Origin of the sequence: Massilia mucilaginosa, from assembly GCF_011682145.1 — a bacterium.
In the GTDB taxonomy this organism is placed as follows: domain Bacteria; phylum Pseudomonadota; class Gammaproteobacteria; order Burkholderiales; family Burkholderiaceae_D; genus Telluria_A; species Telluria_A mucilaginosa.
In genome coordinates this window covers 85,058-105,175 of the sequence record NZ_WHJH01000009.1, presented here as the reverse complement: position 1 = coordinate 105,175, position 20,118 = coordinate 85,058, and the positions used below count along the sequence as shown (strand labels likewise).

The window sequence follows — 20,118 nt, the reverse complement described above, 5'->3', positions numbered from 1 at the left end:
GGCGCCGTCATGGCGCCGTTCCGTGGGACTCTGTTACGATGTTCAATTCCATCGACAGCGCTCCACGCATGATCATCCTGATCGCTCTTTCCGGCAGCCTGCGGCGCGACTCGGCCAATACCACGCTGCTGCGCGCGGCCTGCGCCCTGGCGCCCGCCGGGGTGCGCATCGTGCTGTACGAGGGCGTGGGTGAGTTGCCGTTCTTCAATCCCGATAGCGAGTCCGATCCGCCGCCAGCCGTGCGCGAGCTGCGCGGCTTGCTGGGCGCGGCCGATGGCATCATCGTGGCTAGCCCGGAGTACGCGCACGGCGTGCCCGGTGCGTTCAAGAATGCGCTGGATTGGCTGGTTGGCTGCGCCGAGCTGGGCAGCAAGCCGGTGGCGCTGATCAACACCTCGGCGCGGGCGTTGCATGCGCAGGCGGCGCTGGCTGAGATCGTCACGACGATGGGCTGGACCGTGATCGCAGCGGCTTCGCCGTTGATTGCTGTGGCCAACAAGGGATTCGATGCCGCGCGCATGGTGGCTGATCCGGCGCTGGCCGGGCCGTTGCTGGCGGCCATCGAGGCGCTGGTGCTGGCCACTGGAACGGAACTCGCGCCATGATGAATCTCGCGTGTTCCCCTCACATGGCTGCTTGAAAAAAGGGTTAGCATGGACAGCAGCATGGTATTTGCGCAATCGGCCCGCGATTTTTGCCAGTGGGCCGAAGGCGATTTGCAGCCGGGCGAGGCGCAGGTGCCGATCGCCCGCCGGCACCTGGCGCGCTTGTATGCGCAAGCGCTCGATCTGCCGCTGCGCGATTGCGACTGGGGCGATGAGGCAGCCGGGGTGTCGTATGACGCGTGGCAAGCGATGTTCGCGCGCTTCGGAGTGCTTCCGGTCAATTACTACTCGCAGAGCGCCAATACGCTCGATGCCGGGTGCGGCGAAATGATGATCGGCGACCTGGCCGACGACCTGGCCGATATCTGGCGTAACCTCAAGCACGGCCTCAATCTGCTCGATGGCGGCAATCCCGATGCCGCCGTGTTTTATTGGCGCGAGCACTTCAGTATTCATTGGGGCAGCCATGCCGCCAGTGCCTTGCATGTATTGCAGTGCTGGGAACAGGGCCGGCCATGTCCGTCCGCCGCCTGAAAACCGTGTCGTGCCAATCGTCCCCGCCGCTAAAATCCGTTCCCGCGCATGAGCTTGTTGTAAGCCGGCGCGACGCTGTCCGGCGCGCATCGAACACCATGTCCTCGTGTGCAAAGTGCCAGGGGTCGGCCGGGAACGGCGTCGCCGCCCCGGCCTGATCATGCCTTATGGCGCAAGCTGCTCCAGGATCGCGTGTCCGGCTTTGATGCGGTCCGGAATCGGATAGTTCTTGTTGGCCAGGATCACGACGGCAATCTTCTTCGCCGGAACGAATGCAACGTAGTTGCCGAATCCGCCCGTGGAACCGGTCTTGTTGAACAGGGTCGGCGCGGACGGCGCCTTGGGCGCGCCGATGCGCCTGGCGGCGTTGGCTTGGGTGATCATGCTGCGCGAGTTGCCGGCCTGCAGGCGCTTGAGGCTGACGGGCCAGGGATATTGCTCCCAGCCGAGGCCCTGCACCATCGCCCCCACCTTGAAGTAGCCGACATGCGTGCCTTGCACCGCGCGCCGCGCCGGCTCGTCCAGCTGCTCCGGTGCGATGTTGACCTGCATGAAGCCGATCATGTCAGCGCTGCTCGAATGCACGCCGTAGGTTGGCGCCGCCAGTACGCCCGGGTCCATGCGGCGTGCCTGCTTGTCCTCGTCGTAGCCCCAGGCCTGGTTGGCCACCGCGCCCGGCGGCACGCGCAGGTAGCTGCTGCTCAGGCCAAGTTGCGCGAACAGCTGGTTCATCGCCTCGTCAAAATCGCTGCCCAGGGCCAGCGCGGTCACATGCCCGAACAGGCCCAGGCTGGGGTTGGAATAGCGGCGCTGCGTGCCGGGCGCCGCTTGCGCTTGCCATTGCCGGAAGTAGTCGGCCATGTGCGCGTCCTTGACGGCTTCGGGAAACTGCAGCGGCAAGCCGCCGGCGGTGTAGGTTCCCAGGTTGAGCACGCTTGCCTTGTCGATGTCGCTGCCTTTCAGCTGCGCCATGTAGGCGCTCGGATGCGCGTCCAGCGACAGTTTGCCGCTCGCCTGCGCGTACGAGGCCAGCGTTGCCGTCAAGGTCTTGCTGATCGAGCCCAGTTCGAACAGCGTCGTCTCGCTCACCGGCGTCTGGTCCTTGATCGAAGCCAGGCCGTAATTGAAGAAATAGGCCTTGCCGCCCACCGTCACGGCCACCGCCATGCCCGGTACCTCGTGCTCGGCCATGATGGGGCGGATGGCCTGGTCGACCATGGCGCGCAGGCGCGTGCTGTCGTCGGCAGCCTGGCTGGCCAGGGGCGCGCAGCATGCCGCGATGAGGGCCAGGGTGATGATGCTGGTGGATTTTTTCGGCGAAGTGGACAAGGCGGTGCTTCCTTTTCTGATGGCGGTGGTCGCTGCGAAGGGGTTTACTTTTGAGCGGCTTCGGCGGCCAGCTTGCTTGCCAGCCGGTCACGCGCAGCGCCGGCGTAAGCGCGGCAGGCGTTGCGGTCGATAAAGGCGGCGTTGCCCAGCGTGGGCTGTTGCGCCAGGCGCTCCCACAGGCCGCTGCCTTCCGGATGGGCCGACACCAGCACATCGCAATCGAACGCGGCAACGGTGGCGATCGACTTTTCGAGCTCGGCGCGCGCCCGCGGGTAGGTCTTGCTGGCACTGTAGCGGAAGGGGCCGGCGCTGATCGCGTTCAGGCTGTCGGCATACACCATGGCGGCCGTCTTGCCCCCCTCGGACGAGCGCCAGGTCCAGCTGGTGCCGCCCTGCGTGTGGCCCGGCGTGTAGTGCGCGCTGACCGACAGCGGGCCGAGCTTGACGATCTCGCCATCCTTGACGGCGCGCGTCTTGGCCACGGGGGCTTGCGTTGGCGGCAGGTTGGTGTATTGCGGGTCGCCCTTGCTGGTCGCGCCGGTGCGCAGGACTTGCTCGCCGTGCACGCTGGCCAGCACGGTGGCGCCCGACAGACGCTGCAGTTCGGCAATGCCGCCGGCATGGTCGAAGTGCTCGTGCGAATTGAGAATGTATTTCACGTCCGCGATCTTGAATCCCAGCTGGCCGATGTGCTGCACGATCTGGACGGCCGACTTGGGACTGCCGCCGTCAATCAGGATGTGTCCGGCAGGGGAGGTGATCAGCACCGAGCTCAGGCCGCGCACGCCGACGTAGTAGGTGTTGCCGTAGAGGGCGAACGGTTCTTGCGGGTCGTTCCAGTCGGCGCCCAGCGCTGGCGTGAGCGGCGAGGCGGCCAGCAGGGTGGCGATGAGCAGGTGTTTCATGTTGTCTCCGTGATGAGGTGGGTTTAATTGAGCGCGTCCAGGCGGGCGGGCAGGTCGCGCAGGAAGGCTTTTTTGGTTCTGGTGCCGGCGGCGTGCCCTTCCTGGCGCGGATCGAGCACCAGGCGCGCGAAGATCACGGTGCGGCCGCCCTTGCTCGCCCAGCCGACAAACCAGCCGTATTCGTGCTGGGCGTCATCGGGTCCGGCGACGCTGACCGGCGCCGAGGTGCCGGTCTTGCCGTGGATTTCCCAGCCGTTGTGCAGCTTGTCGAGCCGGGTGATGCGGGCGGTCATGTCGTACGCCGCCGGCGCCAGCCCGAGCTCGCGGTTGACCACTTTGCGCAGGAAGGCAAGCTGTTCGACGGGCGAGATGGCCAGGGTCGAACTGATCCACGACAGCGGGAGGGCATTGTCGTCGCCGGCCTCGCCCAGGACCTCGCGGTTACCGTAGTCAAAGTCATTGATGTAGCGCTGAAATTGCGCCGCGCCAAGGTGGGCGCTGACTTGCTGGGCGTACCACACGGTGGAATTGCGCATCCAGCTGGTCGGGTCGGTGCTCGCGCGCCAGGAATCGTTCCAGTCGGCATAGCCCTCCTTGAACGCCAGTACCGGGGCGTGTTCGTCGCGCAAAAAGCCGCTGTCGTAGCCCATCAGGCTGACGGCAATGTTGAAGGTCGACGCCGGCGTCACGCGCTCGTCGCACTGGCCTTCGTGCACCAGCCGCTGGCCGCTGGCGGCGTCGATCATTGCCGTGCAGCTCAGCACGACGGAGGATGTGCTGGCGCTGGCCGGCGATGCCTTCTGTGCCGCATGCGGGGCGGCGTCGATGCGCCAGGCCAGCGCTGGCTGGAAGGCAAGGCTGCCCAGCACGATGCCGGCCAGACTGGCGAGCGCGGCGCAGCGTGCCCACGGGCGACGCGGGGCGCTGGCCGGTTCGCGGATCAGCGCGATGCGCGCCGCCACGCTGCGCTCGCTGACACCGCCGAAGGCCAGCGCCGTCGCGACCGTGTGGTGCTGCAAGCGCAGTTGCGCCACCAGGGCCGCCGCGTAGGCCTTGCGCTGGAGCTGCGGCCGTCCGCGCAACACGTCGCGGTCGCAGCCGAGTTCTTGCGCCCAGGACAGGTTCACCCGCAGCAGGCGCATGAAGGGGTTGAACCAGAGCAGGGTCTGGAGCAGCACGCCGGCGCTCATCCATTGCAGGTCGTGGCGCCGCAGGTGGGTCAGTTCGTGGGCGACGATCAATTGCTGCTGCACCGGCGCCAGGCTGCGCAGGTGGCGCGGCAGCAGCAGGCGCGGTTTGATGAGGCCGAACAGCATGGGCGAGATGGGGGCGTCGACTTCGATCACGTCCGGTGTGCGGGCCGCTTGCGCGGAACCGGCAAAGCCGTCGTGCGGGTGGCGCGCGTCCATCCGCGATCCGGCTGCGGCCAGGCCGTTGAGCATGCGCCGCGCGTGCACCAGCTTGCCGATCGCATAGCCCAGCCCGAGCAGGTAGATCAGCAGCCAGGCTTGCGCGCCGCTGGCCAGCCAGCTTGTCTCGCTGGCCGGCGCGCCGCTGCTGGCCGGGGTGCCGGTGGCCGGCGCCTTGGTTGCCGTGGTGTTGGCGCTGGCCACGCCGCTTTGCGTGGCACTCTCCAGGTCGATCTGCGGAATGATGCGCAGCCGTTCGCTGTGCGGCAGCAGGATCACCAGGAAGGCCGCCACGATCGTGATCTGGCTCAGCAGCCACAGGGAGCGCTGCGCGGCAAAATCGGGCAGCCTGCGCCGGCACAGCGTGGTGACCGCCCACACGGCCAGGCCGGCAGCGAGGCAACCGCCGCTGGCCAGCAGGAAGCGCGACATCAAGAGCTCGGCCGGGCTCATTTGTCGTCACCGTTGTCGTCGGGCCAGTCGTGCAGCAGTTGTTCGAGCCGGGTGAGCTCGGCGTCATCGACGAGCTTGCTGCCGGTGAACATGGTGACCGGCAAAGGCGCGTCCATCTCCATCACCCGTTTGCCGAAGTCGTGCGCGAAGGAGGCGAGGGTGCCGACTTTTTCCAGCACGGCTTCGTAGACTTGCACGCCGTGCAGGGTGGACTGGATGATCGACCCCTTTTCCAGCATGCGTTCGAGGGTCTTGCGCGTCGAGGAGTAGGACCAGCCAAGTTCGGCTTCGACCTGCTGGTGGATTTCGCGCGCGCTCAGGGGCTGCTGCCGCCACAGGGATTTGAGGACGATCAGTTCGGAAATGGAGGGAATGGCCATGGGATCTTTAAAGGTGCGACGAATGCCACCATTATGTGACATCCGTCGCATAAACGTCAAGCGCGATGATGCGGCTCGGCGTTGGGCGAGCGCATCGCGCACTGCCAACAGTCCCCGTCAGGCAGCGCATGATTGGTAAAATGGCGTCCGGACAGAAACCCTCAGCGCACGATGTGGAAGTGGATTGTGAATGGATGAACCCGTGATATTCCCGCACAACGCCGGGCAGGCGCCGCTCGATTTCGGGCCATTCTTCCAGGCGCTTCCAACGCCCTATCTCATCATGCCGGCGGCGCTGATCGTGCTCGCGGCCAATGCGGCGTATGTGCGCATCGTCGGGCGGGTCGCGTCGGATATTCTTGGTTTGCATGTTTTCGATGCGTTTCCCGGCGATCCACAGGATCCGCTTGCGGACGGGGTCGCCAAACTGCGCGCATCGCTGCAACGGGTGCTTGCCGGCGCTTGCGTGGACAGGATGGAGATTCAACGCTATGACGTGGCAATCGAAGCCGGCGGCAGCGTCTTTCTGCCCCGCTACTGGAAGCCGGTCAACATGCCGGTCCTGCATGCCGATGGCACGCTTCTTTACATCATCCACTCGGCCGAGGAAGTGAGCGGCGCCGATGTGTCGCTCAAGGGCTCGCTGCGCGATGTGCTGGCCGCGCTGGCCAACGCCTTGCGCGATCTCAAGGCAGTCGACGATATCGCGGACGCGGCGGCCGCCATCCTCGGCGAGGCGCTCGGCGCCGGCAGGGTCGGCTACGCTACCGTCGACCATGCCGCCGCTACCCTGGACGGGGTGCGCGAGTGGTGCGCGCCGGGCGCCGCCGCGCCGGGCGCCGCCGTTGCGCCAGGCCGGCCAGCGCAAGGATGAATTCCTGGCCATGCTGGCGCATGAGCTGCGCAACCCGCTCGCGCCGATCAGCAGCGCGGCCCAGCTGCTCATCCTGGGCAAGTCCGATCCGCAGCGCGTGCAAAAATCGGGCGAGATCATCTTGCGCCAGGTCGGCCATCTGACCAATCTGGTCGATGATCTGCTCGATGTGTCGCGCGTGACCAGCGGCCTGGTGCAGATCGAGCGCGTGGTGATCGATCTGCATGCGGCGCTGCACAGCGCGGTCGAGCAGGCGCGCCCGGGCATCGAGGCGCGCAGGCATCATTTGACGGTGGCGCTGCCGCCGGAGCACCTGTTCGCGCAGGGCGACAAGACGCGCCTGGTGCAGGCGATCGTCAATCTGCTTAACAATGCCGCCAAGTACACGGCGCCGGGCGGGTAGATCGCCTTGTCCCTGCAGATGCAGGACGGGGCGGCGTGCATCACGGTCACCGACAATGGCATCGGGATCGACGCCGGCCTGCTGCCGCATGTGTTCGACTTGTTTATCCAGGCAGAGCGCACACCCGACCGCATCCAGGGCGGCCTGGGCGTCGGGCTGGCGCTGGTCAAGCGCATCGTCGAGCTGCATCAGGGCAGCGTGCAGGCGATCAGTGATGGGCTCGGCAGGGGTTCGAGTTTTGTTGTCCGCTTGCCGTTGTTGGAGGTGGCGGGCGGGGGTGATCCGGGCGCTGTCTCGTCGGCGCAGGACGGCGCGCTGGCTGGCGCCGTTGAGGCTGCGCCTTTGCATGGGGCAAGCTTGCCGAGGGTGATGATTGTCGACGATAACCGCCGACGGCGCGCAGTCGCTGGCGGCGCTGATCGGCGCCCAGGGGTATCAGGTGCGCGTGGTCGGCGATGGGGACGCTGGCCTGCGCCTGGCGGCGCGGGAGCCGGTCGATGTGTTTATCCTCGATATCGGTTTGCTGGGGATGGATGGCTACGAACTGGCGCGCCGCCTGCGCGCTACCCCTGGCAGGCATACCGCCAAGCTGATCGCGCTGACCGGGTATGGCAAGGAACAGGATCGTTTGCTGGCCAAGTCATCGGGCTTCGATCATCATCTGGTGAAGCCGGTGGATATCGCTGCGCTGACAAAGATACTGCTCAGGGGTTGAGCTTGGAGCCGGTCTGGATGTGAAGGCCGCTGGCTGAAGCTCCGTCATTCCTGTCATTGGCAGAAATGACTTCCCGCGCAGGCGGGAATCCAAGGCACCGTCGCTCAGCACAGATGCCGGGGGCAAAAATTGAATAATTATTGACGTTACGATTCGGACGCGGGACTGCGCTTGTTGTCGTTTTGGTAAAAATAGGATAAGTTGATGGCGATGCCACATGGCGTTGTGCTGCAAACAGTTGATTGCATTGCTGTTGGCAATATCTACTGGCTTGATCGCTTTCTCGCCCATTTTGAATCTCCTTTATAGAGCCGCAGCCGATGCGAATCGTTTTAGCTTGTTTGATTGCCTCCCAGTTTGCCGCGCCCGGCGCGATGGCTTGCCAGCCCCTGGCAGCTGAGTTTTGGGCGGAGACACCGCGCCGGGTGAAGTCCAATTTTGATGGCGCGCAGTTTGTCGTGGCGGCTACCGTGATCGACGTGAAAATGGTGCATGAAGCCAAGCCGCCTTATCCGGACTTCAAGATGAAATTCGAGCGCGCCAGGTTTCGGGTCGACCGGGTGTTCAAGGGAACCTTGAAGGCCGGGGATACGTTTGTGATCGACTCGGGGATCTCCTCATGCGGGCGCGGCGTGGCGCCGGAAACCGTAATGGTTGTTGGCTCCGGCTTTAAGATGGCGCGCTCTCAGGACTATCCGAAGCAGTGGCTGATTTATCACACGAGTCCTCCACATCTTCCCAATTCGCCGATGCAGATGCCCGCGTTTGAAATCGAGGACTCGCCGCTGAGCAGGCCGCTTGAGCGGGCCGCTTATGATTTGACGATACTTGAGAAGTTGCGGGGAGGGTGAGGGCTTGGTCGCGGTGGGGCTATGGGCGCCGAAGGTGTTTCGCTTGGGTTGCTGACCGAGAGGCGAGCACACGCCCGCCGCGACAGAATCGCCGGAGTTCTCGGTTTGGTTTTCTGATGGCTCAGTGATTCTAGAGATCATGATTCACTGAGGAAAAAATCGCCCTTCGGGCGATTTTTCGGACGGGCAGAGGCGAAAGGCAAGAAATCGCGCAGCGATTTCCCTCTAGTCAGGGAATCGGAGAGCCTTGCGCTTGCAAGCGCAAGTCGCTTCGTGGGCGCCGGGCATGCCCGGCGAATTCCCCACTACGCCCCGCGTCCCGCGGCTTCGATTCCCGCCGCCCGCTGGCGCAAGCGAAAAAAAACCGCCCAGTGGGCGGTTTTTTAGGATGCTATGGTGGAGGCGGCGGGAATCGAACCCGCGTCCGCAAGCACTCTACAGACAGTTCTACATACTTAGCACTGCCATTTAATTTAACCGGTACAACGCGGACGTGCACGCTGTGTACAAGCGAGTTACCTATTATTTAGTCCGGAACTAAGTAACCCAGTTCAAGACGAGTCCCTGTAAATGACTCTAGAGCTTTTGACGGCCCACCCCAGGGACGAGGTGTTCTAGAGCTAGCAGCAATTAAGCTGCGAGTGCGTACGAGTTATCGTTTGCAGTTAAGTTTTTCAGGTTGTATTTACGAGGTAGCCCGCCCTCGGTATGCCCTGCGCTGCTTTGCAACCCACGTCGAAACCAGGTCGCCCCCACAGAACAGCCATTGTACCTCAAATCCACATCACTGTGCCACTCTCGTGTCAAGCCAAAACTCGTGGCTAACCTGTCAAAAAATGACCACAAAAGAAAACAAAATTGCTTAAACGCATCAAATAAATTGCCACATGGAACTTTTGCAGCTATTCTCTTGGCTGTGACGATGGCTTCGCAGTCAAGTCAAACCCTCTAACCCATCTCCAGGAGAACAGCATCATGATGACCAAGACGACCTTCCGCCTTTGCGCAGCACTGATCGTAGCAGCCAGCGCCAACGTGGCATTCGCAGCTGACGTACCAGCGGTGTTCGACGCCAAAAGCTGCAAGGCCGACTATCCTAAAGCATCGTTGATGAACGAAGAGCAGGGCGTGGTCAGCATGGCTTTCCTGGTGTCGGCCGAAGGCAAAGTGCTGGAAGCGAAACTGGACAAGACCAGCGGTTTCAAGAGCCTGGACAAGGCTGCAATGAGCGCCATCAGCGCCTGCAAATTCAAGCCGGGCAGCAAAGACGGCCGTCCTGACAGCACCTGGACCAAAGTGGAATACAACTGGACCCTGAGCTGATCGATCAGCGCCGGACCATGCGCCAGTAAGGGCGCATCGTCTCTCGTGGAATCAATAACGCCTGGCCGCTGCTTGAAAAAGCGGGGCCAGGCGTTTTGTTTTGGCGGCGTGCGGCGACACCCGTCAGGACGAAACAGCCCGCCGGCCGCCGCGCTTTACGCCACCAGTGCCGCCGGCGTCGTGGCAGCAACCGTTGTGCGCAGCAATTCCAGCAGATCCTGCGGCGTGTCGAGCAGGTAGTCGGCGCCCCATTGGGTCTGCTCGACCGCGCCGCAGTAGCCCCAGGCACAGGCGACGGTGACCATGCCGGCCGCGCGCCCGGCTTCGATGTCGCGCAAGTCGTCTCCCACATACCAGCACTGTTCCGGCGCCATGCCGAGCCGGCGCGCGCCTTCGAGCAGCGGCGACGGGTGCGGCTTGGCGTGCGCTGTGGTGTCGCCGGAAACGATGCAGCCGGCGTGCGCGAGCCCGATCAGGGGAATCAAGGGGTCGGTGAAGCGCGCCGGTTTGTTGGTGACGATGCCCCACGCCATGCCGGCCTCGCCGATGCCGGCGAGCAGTTCGGGCACGCCGCCGAACAGGGTGCTGTGCGATGCCATGTCGGCCTGGTAGTAGTCGAACCATTTCACCCGCAAGGCTTCGTAGCCGGCATCGCCTGGCGCAAGGCCGAAGGCGGCGCCGATCATGCCGCGCGCGCCGGCCGAGGCGGTCGGGCGCAGCAGGGCGTACGGAGTCGGCTCGAGGCCGCGGTCGGCGCGCAGGCGGTTGACCGCCGCCGCGAGGTCGGGCGCGGTGTCGGCCAGGGTGCCGTCGAGGTCGAACAGGACGGCGCGCGGCGCCGCTGGGGAAGGGGGGAAGGTCATGGCGGCGGCTCGGCGGTCGAGGAGGGCTTTACAGGGGGCGGCTGCAGGCAAGCAGGTAGTTGACGCTGGTGTCCTGGTTCAGGGAGTAGATCTTGGTCAGCGGATTGTAGGTCATGCCCTTGAGGCCGTCTACCTGGAGACCGGCCGCGCGCACGAATTGCGCCAGTTCGGACGGGGTGATGAATTTGCCGTAGTCATGGGTGCCCTTGGGCAGCATGCGCAGCAGGTATTCGGCCCCGACCACGGCGTATAGATAGGCCTTCGGATTGCGGTTGATGGTCGAGAAAAACACATGCCCGCCCGGCTTGACCAGGGTCGCGGCGGCTTTCACGATGGCGCCCGGATCGGGCACGTGCTCGAGCATTTCCATGCAGGTGACGACGTCGTATTGGCCCGCTTCGCGCGCGGCCATGTCTTCGGCGGCGATCAGTTCGTAACGCACCTGCACCCCGGATTCGAGACTGTGCAGGTCGGCGACCTTGAGCGCTTTGTCGGACAGGTCGATGCCGGTGGCGTCGGCGCCTTTGCGCGCCATCGATTCGGTCAGGATGCCGCCACCGCAGCCGATGTCGATCACTTTCTTGCCGGATAGCGCGGCGCGGGCGTTGATCCATTCGAGGCGCAGCGGGTTGATCTCGTGCAAGGGCTTGAACTCGGACGTCGGGTCCCACCAGCGGTGGGCAAGTTCGCTAAATTTCTGGATTTCTAGAGGATCGGCATTCATACGCGGAATAATAGCGGGAAATCGGGGAATGCGACGGACGCATGCACAAAAAAATCCCGCCGCCGCCCTCAGTCATGACCCTTCCCGGCAGCGCTCGCGTCGATGCTGATCTTGCCGCTCTCCTGCTCCACCTTGAGCCGTTCGCCGATGCGGGCGATTTCGTTGATGGCCGGAAGCAGTTCGCGCCCCAGCACGGACAGGCTGTATTCGGCCGAGGGCGGCGAGGTGGCCATCAGGGTGCGGATGACAACGCCTTTCTCTTCCAGGTCTTTCAGCCGGCCCGACAGGACCTTGGCGGAAATGCCGGGAATGTCGGCGCGCAGCTCGCCGAAACGGCGCGCACCGCCGCTCAGGTTCCACAGCAGGGTCGGGGTCCATGCGCCGCCCAGCAGCCACATGCAGGTGCCCACCGCGCAGCGCGGTATCGGCATGACGACTTTACTCTTGCGCATCTTTAAGGCCATCGCGACCGCTCCCCATCAGTGGCTTACCGTGCGGTGACTTAGTTACCAAACGGAAACCGGATTCTTCTTCTTACCTTGGGTTACTTGGTATCCTTTGGTAACCATGGCGGCTATTATACGGATCTTCTTCTGCACCGAAAGGATCGTCCTGATGAAGCTGTATTATTCCCCTGGCGCTTGCTCGCTGGCGCCGCATATCGTGCTGTGCGAGGCGGGTGTGCCTCACCAATTGATCAAGGTCGACCTGCGCCGGCATCGGCTGGCCGACGGCGCCGATTACTATGCCATCAACCCGAAGGGCGGCGTGCCGGCCATCGACATCGGCGATGGGGTGGTGCTGACCGAGGGCGTGGCGGTGCTGCAGTATCTGGCCGAGCGGCACGCGCCCGCGCTGGCGCCGCCCGGCGGCACCCTGGAGCGCGCCCGCCTGCACGAGATATTGAATTATGTGTCGTCCGATTATGCCAAGGCGTATACGCCGCTGTTTTACCTGGCCGAGGGCGCCGGGCGCGTCGATGCGCAGCGTCCGGTGATCGCAAAACTGGGCTATCTCGACAGCCTGCTGGCCGATGGCCGCGCCTTTCTCCTGGGGCCGCGGTTTTCAGTGGCGGATGCGTATGTGTTCGCCGTGACCCGCTGGGCCACCGACTTCGGCATCGGGCTCGACGCCGTGCCGGCATTGAAGGCGTACATGGCGCGGGTGGCGGCGCGCGCGGCGGTGCGGCAGGCACTGCTGGCGGAAGGACTCGCCGTGCCCGGCGCGCAGGGCTGAGGATCGCCGCTGCCGCTGCGCAGCGAGCGGGCAAAAAAACACCCCTGCGCGAGGGGTGTTTTTTTGACGATGCATCGTCGTCCCAGTCAGCTTGCCCGCCCGGCCGAGCGGCCGGGGCGAACAATCTGTCAGGCGCGCAGCTTACTTGGCGCGGGTGCCGACGACTTCAACTTCAACGCGGCGGTTCTTGGCGCGGCCTTCAGCGGACTTGTTGTCTGCCACTGGCTGCGTTTCGCCCTTGCCTTCGGTGTAGATGCGGTTCGCTTCGATGCCTTTGGCTTGCAGGTAAGCCTTGACAGCTTCGGCGCGGCGGATCGACAGCTTCTGGTTGTACGCATCGGTACCGACCGCGTCGGTGTGGCCGACAGCGATGATGACTTCCAGGTTCACGCCTTGCAGTTTCGAGCTCAGGTCGTCCAGCTTGCTCTTGCCTTCGGCTTTCAGGACCGACTTGTCGAAGTCGAACAGCGCGTCAGCGGAGAAACTCACTTTTTCCGATGTCACGACTGGGGTTGGAGGCTGGGCTGGCTTGGCATCCGGGGTGATCGGCGGCTGTACCACGGCCACTGGCGGCGTGACGCATTTGCCGTTTTCCAGTTTCGCCGGCTCGACGCACAGGGGAAGGTCGCAACCTGGAACGGCATCGGCCGGCGTCCAGTAGCCAGTGCGCCAGCACAGGCCGAAAGGATCGCGCGCGATCACGCCACGGGCATCCTGGACATAGGCGCTGTTTGGCTTCGGTGCCATGATGTCGGTGGTTACAGGAGCGAACGGAGGCGACTGTTGTGCCAGTGCGCTGCCTGCAATCGCGGAGGCCGCGAGCATGAGCGAGACGAGTTTTTTCATAGTTTTTCTTCCTTTCGGGGGTGATATCCGCAGCTTTATAGCTGCGCAACTTTTCGAGCGTGGACAAGATAGTAACAGCTTGCCCCAGCCATTACCCGTGACAGTTTCGTGACAGCTTGTGAAACAGGCAATTAACTTCTGGGCCATTTTGCCACAGGCGCTTAATTAGCACGAAGGCTGTTAAAACAATCGTGCCGCAATGTGGTGCATCACGTTGTTTTCGTGCAACATCGTGTCTGGCGAGTCATCATCGGGTTGACAAAATGTGAACGTTTTTATGATTTCGATCACGCTCATTGCATTGCCTACCATTTAGGATTTGCGCAACTGCCATACGGCGCATGCTAAAATCCCACGCTTGTCTGTAGCTAAGTTGGCGGGCGCACCAAGGTTGTGCACCTGCCGCACTGGCGGCATCGAACATGCAGCAGGGGACGTCGAACAGTGCGCTGACATGCCGCTGTCGCTGTCCCAGCATTTGCGTACAGCTAATATAACCACAGCCTGAGATCAGTCCCGCCAATGGATCAATTCGCAAAAGAAACAATCCCCATTTCCCTCGAAGAAGAGATGCGCAAGAGCTACCTCGATTACGCGATGAGCGTGATCGTGGGCCGCGCCTTGCCGGATGTGCGCGACGGCTTGAAGCCGGTGCACCGCCGCGTCTTGTTCGCCATGCACGAAATGAACAACGTGTACAACCGCCCGTACGTCAAGTGCGCGCGCGTGGTCGGCGAAACCATGGGTAAGTACCACCCGCACGGCGACGCGTCGATCTACGACACGCTGGTGCGCATGGCCCAGGATTTCTCCTTGCGCTACACCTTGATCGATGGCCAGGGCAACTTCGGTTCGGTCGATGGCGACAGCGCCGCGGCCATGCGTTACACCGAGTGCCGCCTCGACAAGATCGCCGGCGAGATCCTGGCCGATATCGACAAGGACACGGTCGATTTCCAGCCCAACTACGATGGCAAGGAAAAAGAACCGACGGTGCTGCCGACCCGGATTCCCAACCTGCTGATCAACGGCTCGTCCGGCATCGCGGTCGGCATGGCGACCAACATCCCGCCGCACAACCTGACCGAGATCGTCAACGGCGCCCTGCACGTGCTGCGCAATCCCGACTGCACCATCGACGAGCTGATCGAGATCATCCCGGCGCCTGACTTCCCGACCGCCGGCATCATCTACGGCGTCTCGGGCGTGCGCGACGGCTACCGCACCGGCCGTGGCCGCGTGGTCATGCGCGCCAAGACCCACTTCGAGGAATACGGCAAGGATGGCGGCCGCATCGCGATCATCGTCGACGAGCTGCCGTACCAGGTGAACAAGAAGTCCCTGCTCGAGCGCATCGCCGAGAATGTGCGCGACAAGAAGCTCGAAGGCATTTCCGACATCCGCGACGAGTCCGACAAGTCGGGCATGCGCGTGGTGATCGAACTGAAACGCGGCGAAGTGCCGGAAGTGGTCCTCAACAATCTGTACAAGCAGACCCAGTTGCAGGACACCTTCGGCATGAACATGGTCGCGCTGGTCAACGGCCAGCCGAAACTGCTGAACCTCAAGCAGATGCTGCAGTGCTTCCTGTCGCACCGCCGCGAAGTGGTCACGCGCCGCACCGTGTTCGAACTGCGCAAGGCGCGCGAACGCGGCCACATGCTCGAAGGCCTGGCCGTCGCCCTTGCCAATATCGACGATTTCATCGCCATCATCAAGGCCGCGCCGTCGCCGCCGATCGCCAAGACCGAACTGATGGCGCGCGCCTGGGATTCGTCGCTGGTGCGCGAAATGCTGCTGCGTACCGCCGAAGGCACCACCGTCGGCGGGGTCGAGGCGTTCCGTCCGGAGCACCTGCCGAAGCACTACGGCATGCAGCCCGATGGCCAGTACAAGCTGTCCGACGAACAGGCGCAAGAGATCCTGCAGATGCGCCTGCAGCGCCTGACCGGCCTTGAGCAGGACAAGATCGTCAACGAGTACAAAGACATCATGGCGCACATCGCCGACCTGCTCGACATCCTGGCCAAGCCGGAGCGCGTCACCGTCATCATCACCGACGAAATGACCCTGATCATGAACGAGTACGGCGTCGGCAACAAGGACGTGCGCCGTTCGACCATCGAGCACAATGCCACCGACCTGGAAACCGAAGACCTGATCACGCCGCAGGACATGGTCGTGACCCTGTCGCACACCGGCTACATGAAGTCGCAGCCGATCTCCGAATACCGCGCGCAAAAACGCGGTGGACGCGGCAAGCAGGCCATGGCGACCAAGGAAGAAGACTGGATCGACCAGCTGTTCATCGCCAACACGCACGATTACATCCTGTGCTTCTCGAACCGCGGCCGCATGTACTGGCTCAAGGTGTGGGAAGTGCCGCAAGGCTCGCGCAACTCGCGCGGCAAGCCGATCGTCAACATGTTCCCGCTGCAGGACAACGAGAAGATCACCGTGGTGCTGCCGCTGTCGGGCGTGAACCGCACCTTCCCGGAAGACCACTACGTGTTCATGGCGACCAGCCTCGGTACCGTCAAGAAGACGCCGCTCAAGGACTTCAGCAATCCACGCAAGGCCGGCATCATCGCGGTCGACCTGGACGACGGCGACTTCCTGATCGGCGCCGCGCTGACCGACGGCGAGCACGATGTGATGCTGTTCTCCGATTCCGGCAAGGCGGTGCGCTTCGACGAGAACGACGTGCGTCCGATGGGCCGTACCGCGCGCGGCGTGCGCGGCATGAACCTGGAAGAGGGCCAGAACGTGATCGCCCTGCTGGTGGCCGAGAACGAGCAGCAGTCGGTGCTCACGGCGACCGAAAACGGCTTCGGCAAGCGTACTCCGATCACCGAGTACACCCGCCACGGGCGCGGCACCAAGGGCATGATCGCGATCCAGACCAGCGAGCGTAACGGCCGCGTGGTCGCCGCCACCCTGGTCGAACCGAGCGACGAGATCATGCTGATCACCACCGGCGGCGTGCTGATTCGCACCCGCGTGTCGGAAATCCGCGAAATGGGCCGCGCCACGCAAGGCGTGACCCTGATCGCGGTCGAAGACGGCACCAAGTTGAGCGGCTTGCAGCGCATCGTGGAAACCGACCTCGAAGACGTCGACCTCGAAACGCCGCCGGAGTAAAAACGGCGCGGGGCCGGCCTTGTTTTCGCACTTCGTGCGAGAATGATGCCGGCCCCATTTTTTTTGCTTGCCTTGACCAGGCATGGACAAGGGCATGACACCCTGGCCGACACCCTAGCCCACTTTTTCGCAAGGACCCTCGTGACCCAGATCTACAACTTCTCCGCCGGCCCCGCCGTCCTGCCCAAGGAAGTGCTGCAAGAGGCAGCCGCCGACATGCTCGACTGGCACGGCAGCGGCTTGTCGGTGATGGAGATGAGTCACCGCGGCCCCGAGTTCATCTCGATCTACCAAGCGGCCGTGCGCGACCTGCGCCTGCTGCTGAACGTCCCCGCCAACTACAAGATCCTGTTCCTGCAAGGCGGCGGCCTGGGCGAAAACGCCATCGTGCCGATGAACCTGGTCGGGCGCGTGCCCGCGCCAGCCACCATCGACTTCGTGCACACCGGTTCCTGGTCCGGCAAGTCGGTCAAGGAAGCGGCGCGCTACGCCAGGGTCAACGTGGCCGCCAGCGGCGAGGCGGGGCGCTTTACCACGGTGCCGCCGCAAAGCGAGTGGAAGCTCACGCCAGGCGCGGCCTACCTGCACCTGTGCACCAACGAAACCATCGACGGCGTCGAATACAACTTCGTGCCCGAACTGGCCGGCGACACGCCGATCGTGGCCGACATGTCCTCGCACATTCTGTCGCGCGTGATCGACGTGAGCAAATACGGCGTCATTTTCGCCGGCGCGCAAAAGAACATCGGCCCGGCCGGCCTGACCGTGGTGATCGTGCGCGAAGACCTGCTCGGGCACGCGCTGCCGATCTGCCCGTCCGCGTTCGACTGGAGCATCGTCGCCGCGCACGACTCGATGTACAACACGCCGCCGACCTACGGCATCTACATCGCCGGCCTGGTGTTCGCGCACCTGCTGCGCCAGGGCGGCGTGGCCGCCATGGAGCAGCGCAACATCGCCAAGGCCGGCCTGCTGTACGCGGCGCTCGACGCCGACGATTTTTACCAGAACCGCGTGGCGAAAGACTGCCGCTCGCGCATGAACGTTCCGTTCTACCTGCGCGACGAAGCGCTGAACGACAAATTCCTGGCCGGTGCAAAAGCGCGCGGCCTGCTGCAGCTCAAGGGCCACAAGTCCGTGGGCGGTATGCGCGCATCGCTCTACAACGCGATGCCGATCGAGGGCGTGCAAGCCCTGGTCGATTATCTGAACGAGTTCGCCGGCCGCACCTAGTCACGACACTAGCATGCGGGGCCTGGCGCCCCACGCGAACACCCGATTCACCGCAAACCACGCCGCATCCATGACAGACAAACTCACACCATTGCGCGAACAGATCGATGCGATCGACGCGCAGATTCTCAATTTGCTTAGCCAGCGCGCGCGCCTGGCGCAGGAAGTCGGCCACGTCAAGGCCGAAACCAGCGCCCCCGTGTTTCGTCCCGAACGCGAAGCGCAGGTGCTGCGCGGCGTGGCCGACCGCAACCCGGGCCCGCTCAAGGCGGCCGAAGTGCAGACCATCTTCCGCGAGATCATGTCGGCCTGCCGCTCGCTCGAAAAGCGCGTCACCGTCGCTTACCTGGGGCCGTCCGGCACCTTCACCGAGCAGGCCGCGTTCCAGCAGTTCGGCAGCGCCATCGAAGGGCTGCCGTGCATCTCGATCGATGAAGTGTTCCGCGCAACCGAAGCCGGCACCGCCGATTTCGGCGTGGTCCCGGTCGAAAATTCATCCGAAGGGGCGGTCAACCGCACGCTCGACCTGATGCTCGGCACCACCACCATCATCAGCGGCGAGATTTCGATCCCGGTGCACCACAGCCTCATGACCAAGACCGGCAACATGGACGGCGTGACGGTGGTGTGTGCGCATTCGCAGGCGCTGGCCCAGTGCCAGGTCTGGCTGAACCAGAACTACCCCGGCATCGAACGGCGCGCCGTGGTATCGAACGCCGAAGCGGCCGTCATGGCCAGCAAGGACGAGACCATTGCGGCGATTGCCAGCGAAATGGCGGGCGAACAGTACCGCCTCGGCGTGGTCAAGGGCCACATCCAGGACGACCCGCACAACCGCACCCGCTTCGCCGTCATCGGCCATTTGCAGACCAACCCCTCGGGCAGCGACCAGACCTCGCTGGTGCTGGCGGTGCCGAACAAGGCGGGCGCGGTCTACAACCTGCTCGCGCCGCTGGCCGTGAACGGCGTCTCGATGACCCGTTTCGAATCGCGCCCTGCCCGCATCGGCACCTGGGAATACTACTTCTACGTCGACATCGAAGGCCACGTGCAGGACCCGGCGGTGGCCAAGGCGCTCGACGAACTGCGCGATAACGCCGCCTTCTTCAAGGTGCTCGGCTCGTACCCGCTCAGTCTTTGATTTTCAACGTTCAAGACAACCTTAAAACAACTACAGAGATAACACCATGTCCCAGCAATTCGGTCCAGAATACGTCCGTGCCATCGCTCCCTACCAGGCGGGCAAACCGATCGCCGAAGTCGCGCGCGAGTTCGGCCTCGACGAAGCGAACATCGTCAAACTGGCGTCGAACGAAAACCCGTTCGGCGTGCCCGCATCGAGCCAGCAAGCCATGGCTGCCGCGGTGGCCGACCTGGGACGCTACCCCGACGCCAACGGCTTCGATTTGAAAGCCGCACTCTCGGCACGCTACGAGGTGCCGGCCGACTGGATCACCCTGGGCAACGGCAGCAACGACATCCTCGAAATCGCCGCCCACGCCTTCGTGCAAAAAGGCCAGGCCGTGGTGTACTCGCAGTACTCGTTCGCCGTGTACGCGCTGGCCACCCAGGGCGTGGGCGCGCGCGCCATCGTGGTGCCGGCCAAGGACTACGGCCATGACCTCGACGCCATGGCGGCCGCCATCGACGCCGACACGCGCCTGGTCTTCATCGCCAATCCGAACAACCCGACCGGCACCTTCATCCCGGCCGCGCGCATCGCAGCATTCCTGGACAAGGTGCCGGCCAACGTGGTCGTGGTGCTGGACGAGGCCTACAACGAATTCCTCGCGCCCGAGCACCAGTTCGAGTCAAGCCAGTGGGCGCGCAAATACCCCAACCTGCTGGTCTCGCGCACCTTCTCCAAGGCCTACGGCCTGGCGGGCCTGCGCGTCGGCTTCGCGATTGCGCAGCCGGCCCTGACCGACCTGATGAACCGCATCCGCCAGCCGTTCAACGTCAACTCGCTGGCGCAGGCCGCGGCCATCGCCGCCCTCAACGACAAGCCGTTCCTGGAGCAGGGCGCCAAGAACAACGCCGCCGGCTACGCCCAGTTCGTCGAAGCCTTCGACGAACTGGGACTGCAGTACGTGCCCTCGTTCGGTAACTTCGTGCTGGTCAAGGTCGGCGACGACGACGGCGCGGGCGCGCGCGTGAACCTGGCGCTGCTCAAGCAAGGCGTGATCGTGCGCCCGGTCGGCAACTACGGCTTGCCGCAATGGCTGCGCATCTCGATCGGCCTGCCGGCCGAAAACGCGATCTTCCTCGCCGCCCTCAAGAAAGCGCTGGCCTGA

20 protein-coding genes, 1 other RNA gene and 1 pseudogene are annotated in these 20,118 nt (G+C 63.9%); 13 read left to right on the top strand and 9 right to left on the bottom strand.

From position 1 onward, the window contains the following. Positions 1–38: 38 nt before the first annotated feature. Complete coding sequence (locus F2P45_RS10770; RefSeq protein ID WP_188130130.1) at positions 39–605, top strand: NADPH-dependent FMN reductase; 567 nt, start codon at positions 39–41, stop codon at positions 603–605. A gap of 60 nt (positions 606–665) precedes the next feature. Further along, the gene (locus F2P45_RS10765) at positions 666–1,139 is read left to right on the top strand and encodes a DUF5063 domain-containing protein (protein ID WP_166874052.1); all 474 of its coding nucleotides are present in this window, start codon (positions 666–668) and stop codon (positions 1,137–1,139) included. A gap of 165 nt (positions 1,140–1,304) precedes the next feature. Here F2P45_RS10765 and ampC read toward each other — a convergent pair whose 3' ends face one another. The 4 genes from ampC to F2P45_RS10745 form a co-directional block, all read right to left on the bottom strand. After that, positions 1,305–2,438, bottom strand: a complete 1,134-nt coding sequence (gene ampC, locus F2P45_RS10760; RefSeq protein WP_370663233.1) for a class C beta-lactamase — start codon at positions 2,436–2,438, stop codon at positions 1,305–1,307. 74 nt (positions 2,439–2,512) lie between these two features. Continuing rightward, a complete protein-coding gene (gene bla, locus F2P45_RS10755) occupies positions 2,513–3,373 on the bottom strand; it encodes a subclass B3 metallo-beta-lactamase (protein ID WP_166874050.1) in 861 nt (286 codons plus the stop codon). Between the two features lie 23 nt (positions 3,374–3,396). Next, positions 3,397–5,235, bottom strand: coding sequence for a class D beta-lactamase (gene blaOXA, locus F2P45_RS10750; protein WP_166874047.1), 1,839 nt, complete (start codon positions 5,233–5,235; stop codon positions 3,397–3,399). Continuing rightward, positions 5,232–5,615: a BlaI/MecI/CopY family transcriptional regulator gene (locus F2P45_RS10745; RefSeq protein WP_166874044.1), complete on the bottom strand. Its 384-nt coding sequence runs from the start codon at positions 5,613–5,615 to the stop codon at positions 5,232–5,234. Before F2P45_RS10745 ends, blaOXA begins: the two co-directional genes overlap by 4 nt. Before the next feature lie 190 nt (positions 5,616–5,805). Between F2P45_RS10745 and F2P45_RS10740 the strand changes: the two genes are divergently transcribed. From F2P45_RS10740 to F2P45_RS10720, 5 genes and pseudogenes are all read left to right on the top strand, one after another. Beyond that, positions 5,806–6,489 carry a PAS domain-containing protein gene (locus F2P45_RS10740; protein WP_166874041.1) on the top strand — a complete coding sequence of 228 codons (684 nt, stop codon included), beginning with the start codon at positions 5,806–5,808 and terminating at the stop codon, positions 6,487–6,489. Beyond that, the gene (locus F2P45_RS10735; RefSeq protein WP_166874038.1) at positions 6,461–6,892 is read left to right on the top strand and encodes a sensor histidine kinase; all 432 of its coding nucleotides are present in this window, start codon (positions 6,461–6,463) and stop codon (positions 6,890–6,892) included. Before F2P45_RS10740 ends, F2P45_RS10735 begins: the two co-directional genes overlap by 29 nt. A gap of 18 nt (positions 6,893–6,910) precedes the next feature. Then, positions 6,911–7,090 (top strand): annotated as a pseudogene (locus F2P45_RS10730) (sensor histidine kinase); the annotation flags it as partial. Positions 7,091–7,265: 175 nt separating this feature from the next. Beyond that, positions 7,266–7,607 (top strand): response regulator, encoded by a 342-nt coding sequence (locus F2P45_RS10725; RefSeq protein WP_166874035.1) that lies wholly within the window; start codon positions 7,266–7,268, stop codon positions 7,605–7,607. Positions 7,608–7,927: 320 nt separating this feature from the next. Further along, positions 7,928–8,458 carry a hypothetical protein gene (locus tag F2P45_RS10720; RefSeq protein WP_166874032.1) on the top strand — a complete coding sequence of 177 codons (531 nt, stop codon included), beginning with the start codon at positions 7,928–7,930 and terminating at the stop codon, positions 8,456–8,458. A gap of 394 nt (positions 8,459–8,852) precedes the next feature. Here F2P45_RS10720 and ssrA read toward each other — a convergent pair. Beyond that, positions 8,853–9,212, bottom strand: a transfer-messenger RNA (tmRNA) gene (ssrA, locus tag F2P45_RS10715). A gap of 224 nt (positions 9,213–9,436) precedes the next feature. On the opposite strand from ssrA, the gene F2P45_RS10710 reads away from it, so the two are divergent. Beyond that, complete coding sequence (locus F2P45_RS10710) at positions 9,437–9,781, top strand: energy transducer TonB (RefSeq protein ID WP_126077019.1); 345 nt, start codon at positions 9,437–9,439, stop codon at positions 9,779–9,781. A gap of 155 nt (positions 9,782–9,936) precedes the next feature. Here the strand turns inward: F2P45_RS10710 and F2P45_RS10705 are convergent, their stop codons facing one another. From F2P45_RS10705 to F2P45_RS10695, 3 genes are all read right to left on the bottom strand, one after another. After that, a complete protein-coding gene (locus F2P45_RS10705) occupies positions 9,937–10,644 on the bottom strand; it encodes an HAD family hydrolase (RefSeq protein ID WP_166874029.1) in 708 nt (235 codons plus the stop codon). A gap of 28 nt (positions 10,645–10,672) precedes the next feature. Further along, complete coding sequence (gene ubiG, locus F2P45_RS10700; RefSeq protein WP_166874026.1) at positions 10,673–11,368, bottom strand: bifunctional 2-polyprenyl-6-hydroxyphenol methylase/3-demethylubiquinol 3-O-methyltransferase UbiG; 696 nt, start codon at positions 11,366–11,368, stop codon at positions 10,673–10,675. 68 nt (positions 11,369–11,436) lie between these two features. Next, a complete protein-coding gene (locus F2P45_RS10695) occupies positions 11,437–11,820 on the bottom strand; it encodes a winged helix-turn-helix transcriptional regulator (protein WP_229505018.1) in 384 nt (127 codons plus the stop codon). Positions 11,821–11,983: 163 nt separating this feature from the next. Here F2P45_RS10695 and F2P45_RS10690 point away from each other — a divergent pair, with 163 nt between their 5' ends. Next, the gene (locus F2P45_RS10690) at positions 11,984–12,604 is read left to right on the top strand and encodes a glutathione binding-like protein (RefSeq protein ID WP_166874021.1); all 621 of its coding nucleotides are present in this window, start codon (positions 11,984–11,986) and stop codon (positions 12,602–12,604) included. Positions 12,605–12,745: 141 nt separating this feature from the next. Here F2P45_RS10690 and ompA read toward each other — a convergent pair whose 3' ends face one another. Then, on the bottom strand, positions 12,746–13,450 hold the full coding sequence (ompA, locus tag F2P45_RS10685; RefSeq protein WP_166874018.1) for an outer membrane protein OmpA: 705 nt from the start codon (positions 13,448–13,450) through the stop codon (positions 12,746–12,748). Positions 13,451–13,972: 522 nt separating this feature from the next. Here ompA and gyrA point away from each other — a divergent pair. From gyrA to hisC, 4 genes are all read left to right on the top strand, one after another. Next, the gene (gene gyrA, locus F2P45_RS10680) at positions 13,973–16,591 is read left to right on the top strand and encodes a DNA gyrase subunit A (protein WP_166874014.1); all 2,619 of its coding nucleotides are present in this window, start codon (positions 13,973–13,975) and stop codon (positions 16,589–16,591) included. A 141-nt stretch (positions 16,592–16,732) separates the two neighbouring features. After that, positions 16,733–17,824, top strand: a complete 1,092-nt coding sequence (gene serC, locus F2P45_RS10675; protein WP_166874011.1) for a 3-phosphoserine/phosphohydroxythreonine transaminase — start codon at positions 16,733–16,735, stop codon at positions 17,822–17,824. Between the two features lie 70 nt (positions 17,825–17,894). Further along, on the top strand, positions 17,895–18,965 hold the full coding sequence (gene pheA / locus F2P45_RS10670) for a prephenate dehydratase (protein WP_166874008.1): 1,071 nt from the start codon (positions 17,895–17,897) through the stop codon (positions 18,963–18,965). A 46-nt stretch (positions 18,966–19,011) separates the two neighbouring features. Further along, a complete protein-coding gene (gene hisC / locus F2P45_RS10665) occupies positions 19,012–20,118 on the top strand; it encodes a histidinol-phosphate transaminase (protein ID WP_166874005.1) in 1,107 nt (368 codons plus the stop codon).

Bases quoted from the DNA above. Each gene is read 5' to 3' on its own strand.
- ubiG (WP_166874026.1), bottom strand. From the start codon at position 11,368: ATGAATGCCGATCCTCTAGAAATCCAGAAATTTAGCGAACTTGCCCAC.
- ompA (WP_166874018.1), bottom strand. From the start codon at position 13,450: ATGAAAAAACTCGTCTCGCTCATGCTCGCGGCCTCCGCGATTGCAGGC.
- F2P45_RS10770 (WP_188130130.1), top strand. From the start codon at position 39: ATGTTCAATTCCATCGACAGCGCTCCACGCATGATCATCCTGATCGCT.
- F2P45_RS10745 (WP_166874044.1), bottom strand. From the start codon at position 5,615: ATGGCCATTCCCTCCATTTCCGAACTGATCGTCCTCAAATCCCTGTGG.
- F2P45_RS10705 (WP_166874029.1), bottom strand. From the start codon at position 10,644: ATGACCTTCCCCCCTTCCCCAGCGGCGCCGCGCGCCGTCCTGTTCGAC.
- F2P45_RS10695 (WP_229505018.1), bottom strand. From the start codon at position 11,820: ATGCGCAAGAGTAAAGTCGTCATGCCGATACCGCGCTGCGCGGTGGGC.
- hisC (WP_166874005.1), top strand. From the start codon at position 19,012: ATGTCCCAGCAATTCGGTCCAGAATACGTCCGTGCCATCGCTCCCTAC.
- pheA (WP_166874008.1), top strand. From the start codon at position 17,895: ATGACAGACAAACTCACACCATTGCGCGAACAGATCGATGCGATCGAC.
- bla (WP_166874050.1), bottom strand. From the start codon at position 3,373: ATGAAACACCTGCTCATCGCCACCCTGCTGGCCGCCTCGCCGCTCACG.
- blaOXA (WP_166874047.1), bottom strand. From the start codon at position 5,235: ATGAGCCCGGCCGAGCTCTTGATGTCGCGCTTCCTGCTGGCCAGCGGC.
- gyrA (WP_166874014.1), top strand. From the start codon at position 13,973: ATGGATCAATTCGCAAAAGAAACAATCCCCATTTCCCTCGAAGAAGAG.
- F2P45_RS10765 (WP_166874052.1), top strand. From the start codon at position 666: ATGGTATTTGCGCAATCGGCCCGCGATTTTTGCCAGTGGGCCGAAGGC.
- F2P45_RS10740 (WP_166874041.1), top strand. From the start codon at position 5,806: ATGGATGAACCCGTGATATTCCCGCACAACGCCGGGCAGGCGCCGCTC.
- F2P45_RS10720 (WP_166874032.1), top strand. From the start codon at position 7,928: ATGCGAATCGTTTTAGCTTGTTTGATTGCCTCCCAGTTTGCCGCGCCC.
- F2P45_RS10710 (WP_126077019.1), top strand. From the start codon at position 9,437: ATGACCAAGACGACCTTCCGCCTTTGCGCAGCACTGATCGTAGCAGCC.
- F2P45_RS10690 (WP_166874021.1), top strand. From the start codon at position 11,984: ATGAAGCTGTATTATTCCCCTGGCGCTTGCTCGCTGGCGCCGCATATC.